This is a genomic window from Microbacterium umsixpiens (genome assembly GCF_053543675.1).
The window spans coordinates 29,648-41,502 of record NZ_JBLVOH010000093.1 but is presented as its reverse complement, the minus strand read 5'-3'; the positions used below and the strand labels follow the sequence as shown (position 1 = coordinate 41,502).

At 68.5% G+C, this 11,855-nt stretch carries 12 protein-coding genes and 1 pseudogene; 5 read left to right on the top strand and 8 right to left on the bottom strand.

Annotated features, from left to right (window positions below; all coding sequences use genetic code 11):
* Nucleotides 1–297, bottom strand: a pseudogene (locus tag ACNPM4_RS09420) (ABC transporter permease); the annotation flags it as partial.
* An 11-nt stretch (nucleotides 298–308) separates the two neighbouring features.
* The gene (locus tag ACNPM4_RS09415; protein ID WP_417503286.1) at nucleotides 309–1,892 is read right to left on the bottom strand and encodes an ABC transporter substrate-binding protein; all 1,584 of its coding nucleotides are present in this window, start codon (nucleotides 1,890–1,892) and stop codon (nucleotides 309–311) included.
* Between the two features lie 150 nt (nucleotides 1,893–2,042).
* Here ACNPM4_RS09415 and ACNPM4_RS09410 point away from each other — a divergent pair, with 150 nt between their 5' ends.
* Nucleotides 2,043–2,630, top strand: a complete 588-nt coding sequence (locus tag ACNPM4_RS09410; RefSeq protein WP_237682566.1) for an Lrp/AsnC family transcriptional regulator — start codon at nucleotides 2,043–2,045, stop codon at nucleotides 2,628–2,630.
* Between the two features lie 28 nt (nucleotides 2,631–2,658).
* On the opposite strand, the gene ACNPM4_RS09405 is transcribed toward ACNPM4_RS09410, so the two are convergent.
* Nucleotides 2,659–3,015, bottom strand: coding sequence for an avidin-fold protein (locus ACNPM4_RS09405; protein ID WP_231481877.1), 357 nt, complete (start codon nucleotides 3,013–3,015; stop codon nucleotides 2,659–2,661).
* A gap of 135 nt (nucleotides 3,016–3,150) precedes the next feature.
* Here ACNPM4_RS09405 and ACNPM4_RS09400 point away from each other — a divergent pair, with 135 nt between their 5' ends.
* Nucleotides 3,151–5,502, top strand: coding sequence for a sulfatase-like hydrolase/transferase (locus tag ACNPM4_RS09400; RefSeq protein WP_448985497.1), 2,352 nt, complete (start codon nucleotides 3,151–3,153; stop codon nucleotides 5,500–5,502).
* A gap of 49 nt (nucleotides 5,503–5,551) precedes the next feature.
* On the opposite strand, the gene ACNPM4_RS09395 is transcribed toward ACNPM4_RS09400, so the two are convergent.
* Nucleotides 5,552–6,151 (bottom strand): GNAT family N-acetyltransferase, encoded by a 600-nt coding sequence (locus ACNPM4_RS09395; RefSeq protein ID WP_448985496.1) that lies wholly within the window; start codon nucleotides 6,149–6,151, stop codon nucleotides 5,552–5,554.
* A gap of 42 nt (nucleotides 6,152–6,193) precedes the next feature.
* On the opposite strand from ACNPM4_RS09395, the gene ACNPM4_RS09390 reads away from it, so the two are divergent.
* Nucleotides 6,194–7,153, top strand: a complete 960-nt coding sequence (locus ACNPM4_RS09390; RefSeq protein WP_448985495.1) for a hypothetical protein — start codon at nucleotides 6,194–6,196, stop codon at nucleotides 7,151–7,153.
* Complete coding sequence (locus ACNPM4_RS09385) at nucleotides 7,150–8,253, top strand: DUF3137 domain-containing protein (protein ID WP_262002392.1); 1,104 nt, start codon at nucleotides 7,150–7,152, stop codon at nucleotides 8,251–8,253. Before ACNPM4_RS09390 ends, ACNPM4_RS09385 begins: the two co-directional genes overlap by 4 nt.
* Before the next feature lie 223 nt (nucleotides 8,254–8,476).
* On the opposite strand, the gene ACNPM4_RS09380 is transcribed toward ACNPM4_RS09385, so the two are convergent.
* Complete coding sequence (locus ACNPM4_RS09380; protein WP_448985494.1) at nucleotides 8,477–9,790, bottom strand: glycosyltransferase; 1,314 nt, start codon at nucleotides 9,788–9,790, stop codon at nucleotides 8,477–8,479.
* Nucleotides 9,791–9,854: 64 nt separating this feature from the next.
* Between ACNPM4_RS09380 and ACNPM4_RS09375 the strand changes: the two genes are divergently transcribed.
* On the top strand, nucleotides 9,855–10,511 hold the full coding sequence (locus ACNPM4_RS09375; RefSeq protein WP_448985493.1) for a TetR/AcrR family transcriptional regulator: 657 nt from the start codon (nucleotides 9,855–9,857) through the stop codon (nucleotides 10,509–10,511).
* A 44-nt stretch (nucleotides 10,512–10,555) separates the two neighbouring features.
* Here the strand turns inward: ACNPM4_RS09375 and ACNPM4_RS09370 are convergent, their stop codons facing one another.
* The 3 genes from ACNPM4_RS09370 to ACNPM4_RS09360 all read right to left on the bottom strand — a co-directional run bounded on the left by ACNPM4_RS09370 (nucleotide 10,556) and on the right by ACNPM4_RS09360 (nucleotide 11,755).
* Complete coding sequence (locus tag ACNPM4_RS09370) at nucleotides 10,556–10,888, bottom strand: hypothetical protein (protein WP_448985492.1); 333 nt, start codon at nucleotides 10,886–10,888, stop codon at nucleotides 10,556–10,558.
* A gap of 86 nt (nucleotides 10,889–10,974) precedes the next feature.
* Complete coding sequence (locus tag ACNPM4_RS09365; RefSeq protein WP_448985491.1) at nucleotides 10,975–11,478, bottom strand: GNAT family N-acetyltransferase; 504 nt, start codon at nucleotides 11,476–11,478, stop codon at nucleotides 10,975–10,977.
* Nucleotides 11,471–11,755, bottom strand: coding sequence for a type II toxin-antitoxin system TacA family antitoxin (locus ACNPM4_RS09360; protein WP_105712038.1), 285 nt, complete (start codon nucleotides 11,753–11,755; stop codon nucleotides 11,471–11,473). The genes ACNPM4_RS09365 and ACNPM4_RS09360 overlap by 8 nt, the downstream gene beginning before the upstream one ends.
* Nucleotides 11,756–11,855 lie beyond the last annotated feature (100 nt).

The window sequence follows — 11,855 nt, the reverse complement described above, 5'->3', positions numbered from 1 at the left end:
CCCCCCCGTGCCGAGGTCCCCGCGCAGCAGGTTCCCCATATAGATGAAGTACTGCACGAACAGTGGCTGGTCGAGTCCGTTCGCCTTGATGAACGCCTCGCGCGTCGCCGGGTTCTGCGACGCGCCCTCACCGAGCGCGGCCGAGACCGGGTCTCCCGGCACCAGGTTGGTGAGCGCGAACGTCACGATCGTCACGCCCACCAGCAGGAGCAGGGACGTGCCCGCCCGCCGCAGCAGGTATCCGACCAGAGGCGATCGGCGCCGCTGCGCCTGCCTCTGCACTGCCACTGTCGTCATGGGATGTCCGCTCAGCCGGCGGGCGTGATCTCGGCGATGTCCATCTCCCAGACGGAGTTGTACACCGCACCGCTCACGCTGTCGGCCGACGAGATGTTGCGACCCGGGACGATCAGCGGGACGAACGGGCCCTCGGCCTGCATCGCCTCGGCGAACTCGGTGAACGCGGCCGTGCGCTGCTCGGGGTCGGTCGCCGCGGCAGCACCGGCGGCGATTCCGGCGATCTCGGGGTTGGCCTCAGCAGCCCAGCCGGCACGGAGTCCGACCTTCAGGCCGGGCGCGAAGGGCAGGAAGTTCGCGGAGTCCGCGTAGTCCGGACCCCAGAACCACAGGCCGAAGCCCTCGGTGCCGTTGACGTAGGAGTCGAGCTCGGTCGCGAAGGGCGCGGGGGCCAGCTCCACCGTGATGCCGGCATCCTCGAGCTGCGCCTGGATGCGCTCGGCGAGCGGGGTGAACTCCACGCCGCCGACCGGGTAGTCGTTCGGGAACTTCAGCTGGAGGGTCTGACCCGTGTAACCGGCCTCGGCGAGTGCCGCCTCGGCCTTGTCCAGGTCCTGATCTACGCCGGACTCCAGGGCGCCTTCGAATCCGGGCGGGATGACGCCGGTCGCCTGCACGGAGCCGGCGCCGGCCAGTTCGAGCAGCGCGTCGTAGTCGAGCGCGTAGCGGATCGCCTCGGACATCTTGACGTTCGCCAGCTCACCGGCGACGGCCTCGGACTGGTTCAGCAGGAGGAAGATGGTCTGCCCGGAGGGAACCGAGTCGACCGTGACACCGTCGCCGAGGCCGGCAACCTGGTCGCCGTTGAGGTCCATCGCGACCATCGAGTCGCCACCCTTGAGGTTGGCGAGCTGCGTGGCGCTCTCGGAGACGTTGCGGACGACGACGCGTTTGAACGCCGCCTCCTCGTCGCCGTTGTACTCATCGCTCTTCGTCAGCACGACCTGCGAGCTGAGGTCGAGGGTGTCGAGGACGAAGGGACCGGAACCCGCGGACTCGCCGTCGAGGAACTTCTGCGCCGAGTCGGTGCCGTCGGTCGTGCCGCCGTTCTCGATCACCACGTCGGAGTTGACGATGCCGAGCGCCGGGTTCGCGAGGATCGCGGGCAGCTGGAGCAGCGGGGTCTCGGACGTGATCTGGATCGTCTTGTCGTCGACCTCGGTGATGGTGAGGCCGCCGAGCAGGAAGTTCGGCTTGGCGTCGGCCATGCCCTGGATGCGCTGCAGCGAGAAGACGACGTCCTTCGCCTCGATCGGCGAGCCGTCGGAGAAGACGCGGTCACCCTCGAGCGTGAACGTGAACTCGGTCGCTTCGTCGTTCTGCTCCCACGAGGCGAGGCCGGGCACCGGGGTCGAGACGTCGGAGCCCTCGAAGTCGACCAGGGTCTCGTACAGCGCCTTCGCGATCATGTTGCCGGTCGGGTCGTAGGTGTGACCCGGGTCGGCCGTCTCGATCGAGAACGCGGTGTCGATGACGAGCGAGTCGGAGCCGGAGGAGTTGCCGTTACCGGCCGAGTTCCCTCCCGAGCATCCGGCGAGCGCGAAGATCGCGACCGCTCCGAGCGCGATGACCGGCGTGATACGGCGTGACGACATGAGGACCTCCAGGGGCGAGGAGTACATTCGGGTGAGTCGCCACCGATGTGGACGACCGGGGTTCAGATTCGCATCATATGCGACGATGTGTCCAGCGAGTGGGCGTGGTCCCCGCACGCTCTGTCCAGAACGTCGGTCGTGAGGAGCAATATGTCCAGCAAGGATGCGGATCAGTCGAAGCATTCTGGACGAAGTGCCGCCCCATTGGACGAGACGGCATACAGAATCCTCGATGTGCTGCGTGATAACGGTCGCGTCTCGATCGCCGCTCTCGCCGACAAGGTCGGCATCTCCCGCGCGAGTGCGTACACACGGGTCGAGTCGCTGGTGCACGACGGCGTCATCACGGGCTTCAGCGCCCGGGTCGATCAGGCCAAGGCCGGACTCTCGATCGGCGCACTCGTGTTCGTCACGGTGATGCCGCAGGCCTGGGCGTCGTTCCGCGAGCGCGTGCTCGAGATGCCCGATGTCGAGTGGTGCGCCATCACCACCGGAGAGCACGACGCGATGCTGCTCATCCGCGCTGTCGATGTGAGCGGTGTGCACGAGTTCTCCACGGGGGTGATCGCCCAGCTCCCCGAGGTGCGGACCGTGGTCAGCGTGGTCGTGCTCGACGAGGTGATCCGCCGCCCCTACCTGCTGCCGGCCGATCTGCCCGAGCGCAGCACCGAGATCCCGCTCGGGATGACGCGCTGGACGCCGGCCACGGCGGGCCGGGACGCGCTGCCCCCGCGTTGAGCCCCGCGACCCGCGACCCGCTGAGGCGTCAGGCCGCGATCTCCTCGCACACGCTGAGCTGCGGGAGTCCGTGCATCTCGTAGTGCTCGACCAGGCGGATGCCGCCGTCGTCGGTGAGCTCGAGCTCACTCTCGCCGTCCCCCGTCACGACGGTGCCGTCGGCCTTGAGCACGTGCACGAAAGACACCCAGATCGTGTCAGCGGTGCGGGTGCCGACGAACTTGCCGAACGTGACCGTGTCGCCCTCGTATCCGCCCCAGATCGCGCCGTCGCGCTCGAAGTACTCGAAGATGCTGGGCGATTCGGGGTCGACCGCAGAAGTCGTGGACGAGACCATCCGGAAGCGGCGGCCGTCGAGGGAGGGGAGGGTTGCTGTCGCAGTCACACCCTCGATTATGCGGGATACGTCGGCCACCATCACCCGCGTCGGGTGATCCGGCCGCCGGGCTCCTCGCCTCCATCCTTAGGCTGTGCCGCAAGAGGCGACGTGTGCCCCGTCGCCGAGAGTCGTAGGAGTGTCATGTCCGACCTGCAGCGTTCCAGCCTTCCGATCCCCGACCTGGCGTACACCGGCACGGTCACCTACGACGCGACTGATCCGGACACCGCGTTCCCTCCGATCACCCCGGTGCGACCGCCCGAGGGGGCGCCGAACGTGCTGGTCGTCCTCATCGACGACACCGGCTTAGGGGCATCGAGCGCGTTCGGTGGCCCCGTGCACACGCCGAACTTCGAGCGCGTCGCGGCCGCGGGACTGAAGTACACGCGCTTCCACACGACGGCCCTGTGCTCGCCGACTCGGGCGGCCCTGCTCAGCGGCCGCAACCACCACACGGTCGGGATGGGCGGCATCACCGAGATCGCGACCTCGGCGCCGGGCTACAACTCGCTGCGACCGAACAGCTGCGCGCCGCTGGCGGAGACGCTCAAGCTCAACGGATACAACACCTCGCAGTTCGGCAAGTGCCACGAGGTCCCGGTGTGGCAGGCGAGCGCGATCGGACCGTTCGACGGCTGGCCGACGCCCGGCAACGGCTTCGAGTACTTCTACGGTTTCCTCGGCGGCGAGACGAACCAGTGGTATCCGGCCATCTACGAGAACACGACCCCCATCGAACCCTGGGGGACGCCGGAGGACGGCTACCACTTCATGGGCGACATGACCGACAAGGCGATCGCTTGGGTGCGGGAGCAGAAGTCGCTCGCCCCCGAGGTGCCGTTCTTCACCTACTTCGCTCCCGGCGCCACGCACGCTCCGCACCACGTGCCCGCCGAATGGGCCGACAAGTACAAGGGCCAGTTCGATCAGGGCTGGGACGAGATCCGCAAGGAGACCTTCGCCCGTCAGCTCGAGCTCGGCGTCATCCCGCCCGACGCCGTGCTCACCGAGCGCAGCCCCGGCATCCCCGCCTGGGACGAGATGAGCGATCTGATCAAACCCGCCCTGGCCCGGCAGATGGAGGTGTACGCCGGATTCCTCGACTATGCCGACCATCACGTCGGCCGTCTGCTCGACGCATACGAAGAGCTCGGCATCCTCGACGACACCCTGGTCTACGTGATCATCGGCGACAACGGCGCGAGCGCCGAGGGGTCGATGCACGGCACGACCAACGAGAGCTTCACAATCAACCACATGAACGAGATCGAGACCGAGCAGTACGTCGCCGACCACATCGACGACATCGGCACGCCGAGCTCGTACAACCACTACGCGGTCGGCTGGGCGCACGCCATGGACACCCCGTACCAGTGGACCAAGCAGGTGGCCAGCCACTGGGGCGGCACCCGCAACGGCACGATCGTCAGCTGGCCGAACGGCGGAGTGGAGAAGGGCGGCATCCGCAACCAGTTCAGTCACGTGATCGACGTCGCCCCGACCGTGCTCGCCGCAGCCGGCATCCCGGAGCCGACCACCGTCAACGGTGTGACCCAGCGTCCCTACGAGGGGACGCCCATGAACTACACCTTCGCGGATGCCGACGCCGCCGAGCAGCACGAGACGCAGTACTTCGAGATGCTCGGCAACCGCGCGATCTACCACAAGGGGTGGACGGCCGTGGCGAAGCACAAGGACCCCTGGCTGGCCTCGTCACACGGCCTCGATGACGACGTGTGGGAGCTCTACAACGTCGAGGAGGACTGGACCCAGTCGAACGATCTCGCGGCAGCAGAGCCTGAGCGCCTGGCGCACCTGCAGCGCCTCTTCCTCATCCAGGCGGCCCGCTTCAACGTGCTCCCGCTCGACATCCGGTCCGCCGAGCGGATGAATCCCGACATCGCCGGGCGCCCGCAGCTCATCACCGGCGACTCGCAGAAGTTCTACCCGGGCATGAAGCGCATGAGCGAGAACTCGACGATCAACATCAAGAACAAGTCGTGGACCGTCACCGCGCAGGTCTCGGTGCCGGATGCGGGTGCCGACGGCGTGCTCATCGCCCAGGGCGGCGCCTACGGCGGCTGGTCGTTCTATGCGAAGGACGGCAATCTCGCCTTCGCGTACAACCTGCTCGGTATCGATGTCGACATCGTGCGCTCCGACTCCCCGGTCCCGACCGGCGAACAAGAGGTGCGCGCCCACTTCGCGTACGACGGCGGCGGGCTCGCCAAGGGCGGCACCGTCACCCTCTACGCCGGCGACGAGAAGATCGGTGAGGGTCGTGTCGAGAAGACGATCCCGTTCCAGTTCACGTTCGACGAGACGGTCGACGTCGGCAGCGACCTGGCCTCCCCGGTGTCGCCCGACTACGGCGCGACCGGAAACGGATTCACGGGCACGATCGAGTGGGTGCGCATCGACCTCGGTGATGACGACCACTCCCACCTGATCGACGACGAGCACAAGCTCGCGGTCGCCATGCTCAAGCAGTAGCCGAAGGCGGCCCGAGACGGCGTGCGATCACCGATCACACGCCGTCTCGTCATTTCCCGCCGTCAGGACCGCGCCATTCGTCTTCGAGGAGCGCGTAGACGAGCAGGGTTGCCCACTCGTCCTTGAACCACTCACTCTCCACGAACCGCGCTTCGCGCCGGAAGCCGAGCCGTTCGACGACCCGCGCGGATGCCGTGTTGCGGTCGTCGATCCGTGCCGCGATGCGGTGCAGGCCGAGTCCGTCGAAGCCGAGCGCGAGCAGTGCGGCGACGGCCTCGGTCGCGTAGCCGCGGCCGGCGACGCGAGGGTCGAAGATGTAGCCGACCTCGCCCGCACGGTCCTTCTCACTGCGCCAGAACAGCACCACGTCGCCGACGAGCGCGCCGGTCTCACGCTCCTCGACGGCGAGACTCACGGCGTCGCCCTCGTTGTCGAAGCGCGTGTTCGACCAGATCGTGGCGATGCGCCGCTCGATGTCGGCGAATTCCAGCGGTCCGTAGGGCACGTAGCGCACGGAATCCGGGTCGGACTTGTAGGTGTGCATGGCGGCGGCGTCATCGGGGGTGATCGGACGCAGGATCAGGCGTTCGGTGCGGATCGGATACTCCGGGGCGAACGCACGGGACGAAGGCGCGGCTGTCGGGGACACGGGTCTCACCTTACGGCCGGGTAGCGTGGTCGCATGGAGTGGATGTCTGATCCCTCGGCGGGAGCCTGGGTGCGCGAGCGACTCGACACGGACCTCGAGACGATGCATTCGGTGGTCCCGCGCGGTTTCGCCGCCTATGCGCGGATCCTGCATCCGGCGATCGTCCGCTCGCTCCCGGACCGTGCGGTGCCGACCTCGGACGAGTGGGACCGGCTGCCCGAGTCGGAGCAGCAGGCGCTGCGCGGGCAGTTCGTCGACGAGCCTGCCACCTGGGCGCAGACGGCCGCTGCCTTCGACACGACCCTGCACCCGCTCGCACAGTGGCACCGGATCGTGCGGACACCGACCGATGAGGACTGGCGCACGCGGATCGCTCCGGACGGTCGCGAGTTCTCCGCCCCGCTGGAGGGCGAGCTCGCCCCGGAGCACCTGGCGGCCATCGCGACGCACCTCGTGGACCACACGCAGACTCCGGATGCCGGCTACGCCGCGCTCTGGGAGGGACGCGGCGATCTGTTCGGCTTCTACGGCATCACCCCGTCCGGCGGTTCCCCGACCTTCACGGACGACCCGAACCATCAGGCGATGCTCGATCGCAGCACGCACGATCCGTTCAACAACGTCTTCCGCAAACCCACCTGGCAGGAGGGCATCCTCTCGCGCGAGATCTCCGAGGGGCCGCGCCTCCGGCTCCCGATGCGCGATCACGTGCTGTTCTCGGCGCCGCCGCGCGCCTTCGCCGACCCGGAGTGGGCCCGGCAGGTTCCGTGGCGCGATCGCATCGCGGAAGAGCGCGGGTTCCCCCGGCCGCCCCAGAGCCCGAGCCTGCTGTGGCCCGAGGATCACGCCTGGGTGATGGTGAGCGAGGTCGACTTCGACTCGACGATCGTGGCCGGCTCCTCCGCGCTGATCGACGCGCTCTGCGCCCACGAGCGGCTCGAGGCCTTCGCGATCCCGGAGGGCGCCGACCTCACCTGGGACGCCGACACGGTGAACCGATGACCTCGCCGCAGGCGACCTTCGACGCGCGACCGCTCACCGACCCGGTCGATGCGGCCGCCGTGCGGGCCTTCGCCGCGGAGCTGCGTTCGCGTCCGTCGTCGCGGACGTCGGCATCCACCGTCATCGGCATCGTCGCCGTGGCGATCGCCGCGGTCGTACTGATCCCGGTCATGGTCAGCGTGATCGTGAGCATCGCGTCGCTCGGCGGAAGCCCGTCGGCGATGGCGATCCCGCTGGTGCTGATCGTCCTGCTGCTGGCGGCCGCGGGCGTCATGATCTGGATGGGCGTGCGCAACGCGCGGGCCACGCGGTACCGGCTGCATCGGTTCGCGCAGGCGAACGGCATGTCGTACGAGCCGAAGGTGGCCGACCCTCCCCTGCCCGGCATGATCTTCAGCCTCGGCCGGTCGCGGCAGTCGACCGACCTGCTGCGGGGCACGAGGCCGCGCTTCGTGGAGTTCGGCAACTACCAATACACGGTGCAGTCGGGGAAGAACTCGACCACCTACCGCTGGGGCTATGTCGCGGTGAAGCTCGACGTACCGCTGCCGAACATCGTGCTCGATGCGAAGGGCAACAACGGCTTCGGCTCGAACCTGCCCGCCTCGTTCCACAAGGAGCAGCGCCTGTCGCTCGAGGGCGACTTCGACCAGCACTTCACCCTGTACTGCCCGTCCGGCTACGAACGCGATGCGCTCTACCTGTTCACGCCCGACATCATGGCGCGGTTCATCGACAACGCGGCGCAGCTCGACGTCGAGATCGTCGACGACTGGCTCTTCCTGTACACGCAGCGCAAGGTGTCGACGCTCGATCCCGCCACCTGGGCCTGGCTGTTCGGCACGGTCGGCGCGCTGCTGACGAAGTTCGATCAGTGGGCGCGGTGGCGCGACGAGCGCCTGGTCGCCGAGAACCCGGGCGCCACGGCATCCGCAACGGTTCCAGGCCAGGCGCTGCCGTTCGCTGCGCCGGCGGGCCTGCTCACGCCGCCGCCGGGCGTCGCACCGCAGGGACGACGGCTCAAGCGCGGCGGCACGTGGCTGCCGCTGATCGTCGTGATCGCGTTCGCCGCGTTCTGGTTCCTGAGCCGCATGAACTGAGGCGGAGTCCGAGTGTGGGGGTGGGTGTCGGCTGGGGACCGAACTCCCACCCCATCCCCCCTCGGGATCGAAAGAAGATCGACTCTCCCTCCGCATGGCGGCTGAGCCGCCCCGCCCATGGTCAGCTGGGGACTGACACCTCTGGGCGTATACCCGAATGGTATACCGGATGGGGTTGCAACGCGTTGCATCCATGCGCCGGAATGCGCTTTCTAGCGCGGGGTCAGCTCCGGGCGCCGCCCCGGACCCGCGCCCACCGACCCGCGAGCTCGTCGAGGGACCGGTCGAGCGACAGCCACGCATCGGCATCGCGCATGGCCGCACCGATCCGCTCGGCGTTCGCGCGATAGGAGGGGTCCGACCGCACGCGCTCCACGGCGCGCGCGACCTGCGCCGGCGTCGCGGTGCTCGTGCGCAGATTCACCCCGGCACCCGACCAGCCCACTCGCGCACAGACCTCGACCTTGTCCTCGGTCTGCCCGGCGACCACGAGCGGAACCCCGTGCGCGAGCGCCTGCTGCACGCCGCCGTAGCCGCCGTTGGTGACCAGCACATCGACGAGGGGCAGCAGACGGTCGTACGGAAGGTACTCGGCGACGCGCACGTTGTCGGGCAGCTTTCCGGCCAGCGCATCGACCGGGCGGCCACCCGTCGACACCACGACCAGGGCATCGGATGCGGCGAGCGCGGCGATCGTCGGCTGCACGAGCTGCCCGAAGTCGGAGTTGGCGATGGTCCCCTGGGTGACGTGCACGATCGGCCGTGAACCGTCGAGCTCGGACCACCACTCCGGCAGGACGGGGTCGGACGGCGACGGCGGCAGCGGTCCCGCGAAGTGCACGGTGGCGGGAAGGTCGGGGCGCGAGTACTCGAACTCGGGCACGGTGAACTGCACGTAGGCGTCGGCACGGCCCGCCCAGTCGAGCACGAAGCCGCCGAGGTCGCGGCCGACCTCGCGCCGCGCCATCGCGTCGGCCTCCTTCTGGACTCCACCGAAGATCGCGCGCTCGGCGACCGTGCGGAGGGCGGCGTTGCGCAAGCGGCCGAGGGGGCCGGGCATCGGGGTGACACCGAGCCCGAACGGCGCCGTGTCGGCGCTGCGCGCCCCGAGCGGGAAGATGCCGAGCACCACGACGGGCGGCCTCTCGTGCGCGGGCAGCAGCTGCAGGAGCGCCCCGCCGACGAAGAGCGGCTCGGTGAGGACGGCGTCGACGGGGCGGGCTTCGAGTTCGGCGCGGATCGCGGCGAGCTGCGCGGCGCCGGGGCGGACGAAGAGGTTGCTCATGTCGAACCGCAGGGCTGCGGGACCGGTGAGCCCCCGACGCTCGGGGAACGCGCCGTCGGCGTCGTCGAGATCGACATCGGCGTCGACGGGCAGCGGGAGGAAGCGCGCACCAGCGGCCTGCACGCGTTCGGCATAGCGGCCGCTCGTGAGGAAGCTCACGTCGTGGCCGCGGGAGAGGAGGTGGCGAGCGATCTGCAGCAAGGGCACGACATGGCCGTGCGCGGGCGTGCAGGTGATGAGGTAGCGGGACATGGCGGATTCTTTCCCTAAGATCGGATGTACCGTCGTAGTATTCATCACCCTGTTAGGAAAGTCAATGGTTGAGGCCACTCCCCGTGCCTACCGATCGGAACTGCGCGCCCGCCAGGCGCAGGAGACCCGCGCGCGCATCGTCGCCGCATCCGCCCGCCTGTTCGCGACGCAGGGATATCAGGCGACCACGATCGCCGCGATCGCCCGGGAGGCAGGAGTGTCCGCCGAGACCGTGAAGACGACGGCCGCGAAGGCCGAGCTGCTGATCGCCGCATTCGAGACCACGTTCTCGGGATCGGAGGGCGCGGATTCCCTCGCCGACACCGAGGTCGCCGCCGGCTTGCTCGAGCTGCCGGACGAGGCCTTCCTCGATGTGGTGCTGACCCAGATCACCACTGCGAACGCGCGAGGTCACGGGCTGTGGACGGTGCTGCTCGGTGCCGCACTCTCCGACCCGGTCGTCGACGCCGCCCTGCACCGCATCCTGGCGCGGCGCGGCGCGGACTACCGCATGTTGGTCTCGGAGCTGCGACGGCGCGGCATCGCCGCCCCCGGCATCGATGAGGCGACGACAGCCGACGCCCTGTCGTTCCTGCTCTCCCCCGAGAGCTACCAGCAGCTCGTCGCGCAGTCCGGGTGGACCACCGACCGCTACGCCGCGTGGCTGCGCGCGGCGGTCGATGCCGAGATCACGGCGACGAGGCTGTCTCCCGCTGACTAGAGGACCCCAACCACCCGTGACGTCTGCCTCCGCTGCCTCTCGCCCTACAACTGGCCCAACGCGGCGCTCAGCGCCATGTTGGCGACGACGAACGCGATCAGCGTGAGGGCGACGCCACTCGTCGGGATGATCCAGGACCTTCGGATTCGAGACCTGAAGTAACCGTAGGAGCCTGCGGCGACGATGAAGAGCGAGAGATCCGTCCACCAGAACGCGTGAGTGGACGAGCCTATTGCGGGATAGTCGCAGCGAGCCGTGCACCCAGCGATCTCGAGAATCCTCATGAAGATGAACAGCGCAGCCACCACCGACACGAAGACGTGGATCCACATGACGTGGTCGCCCGGCAGGCTCCGGTTGCGGCGCTGGTCGTCCATTTCTCTCCTCACGGTTCGTGTCAGAGTACGAGACTCCCGTTCGCGTGAGCATCCGAGTGCGTCACTCCGGGGACTCGGATGCCCCGTCACAGCGCGAGGGTCGCGCGGGCGTCGTTCACCAGGAGGAAGAGGGTGCGACGCGCATCCGGGAAGGCGGTGAAGCCGAACCGCTCGTAGAACGGGACGATCTCGTCGTTGATCGCGTGCACCAGGATGGCGCGGACGCCGATGGCGTCTGCGGCTTCGAGCGCCCGCATCGTCGCGTGCTGCAGAAGCGAGAAACCCAGGCCGCAGCCCGAGTACTCCTGATCCACGGCCAGTCGCCCCAACAACACGATAGGAACGGACGCTGGCATGCCGGCGGCGAGCGGTGGCGGTCCGTCTCCTCGGTCGATGGCGCTGGAGGCCAGGCAGTAGTACCCCGCAACCCTCCCCTCCCGCGTCACCGAGACCATCGTGCGCGAGGCGCCGCTCTTCTCATTCGAGCGGGCCCGGCCGCGCAGCCAGATATCGAGGCTCTCCTCGCCGCAGCGGAAGTCGGACAGCTTGTCGCCGGACGCAAGGGGCCGCGGCGTCAGGAACTCAGTCAACGAAGACGGATTCACGTCTCAGCAGCTCGCGGAGGCCCTCGACGGTGCGTGGCGGGCGTTCCATCACCTCGATGAAGGCGTCGAACCGCACGGCATCGACGAGCAATCGGCGTTCGCGCTCGATGACCTCCTGTGCTCGCTCCACGAGGACGGAAGCCGAGAAGTCGGTCACGGTACGACCTTCGATCGCGGCCGCCTCTTCGATCGTCTCCTTCTGATCCGCCGTGACGCGGAACTCCAGACGGGCGCTCTTCAGCGGAGAAGTCGAGGTGCTCATGAAGTCGAGTGTACGGCAGATCGCCGTACACATGGGAGCCTCCGTGCGGCTGAGCGACGGAACTCGTTATCCCGGGTGACGGGTTCGGCCCCGATGGGGA

Excerpts from the sequence above, each read along its gene's own strand:
- ACNPM4_RS09415 (WP_417503286.1), bottom strand. The coding sequence starts at position 1,892 with ATGTCGTCACGCCGTATCACGCCGGTCATCGCGCTCGGAGCGGTCGCG.
- ACNPM4_RS09375 (WP_448985493.1), top strand. The coding sequence starts at position 9,855 with ATGGTTGAGGCCACTCCCCGTGCCTACCGATCGGAACTGCGCGCCCGC.
- ACNPM4_RS09410 (WP_237682566.1), top strand. The coding sequence starts at position 2,043 with ATGTCCAGCAAGGATGCGGATCAGTCGAAGCATTCTGGACGAAGTGCC.
- ACNPM4_RS09400 (WP_448985497.1), top strand. The coding sequence starts at position 3,151 with ATGTCCGACCTGCAGCGTTCCAGCCTTCCGATCCCCGACCTGGCGTAC.
- ACNPM4_RS09360 (WP_105712038.1), bottom strand. The coding sequence starts at position 11,755 with ATGAGCACCTCGACTTCTCCGCTGAAGAGCGCCCGTCTGGAGTTCCGC.
- ACNPM4_RS09385 (WP_262002392.1), top strand. The coding sequence starts at position 7,150 with ATGACCTCGCCGCAGGCGACCTTCGACGCGCGACCGCTCACCGACCCG.
- ACNPM4_RS09380 (WP_448985494.1), bottom strand. The coding sequence starts at position 9,790 with ATGTCCCGCTACCTCATCACCTGCACGCCCGCGCACGGCCATGTCGTG.
- ACNPM4_RS09390 (WP_448985495.1), top strand. The coding sequence starts at position 6,194 with ATGTCTGATCCCTCGGCGGGAGCCTGGGTGCGCGAGCGACTCGACACG.
- ACNPM4_RS09370 (WP_448985492.1), bottom strand. The coding sequence starts at position 10,888 with ATGGACGACCAGCGCCGCAACCGGAGCCTGCCGGGCGACCACGTCATG.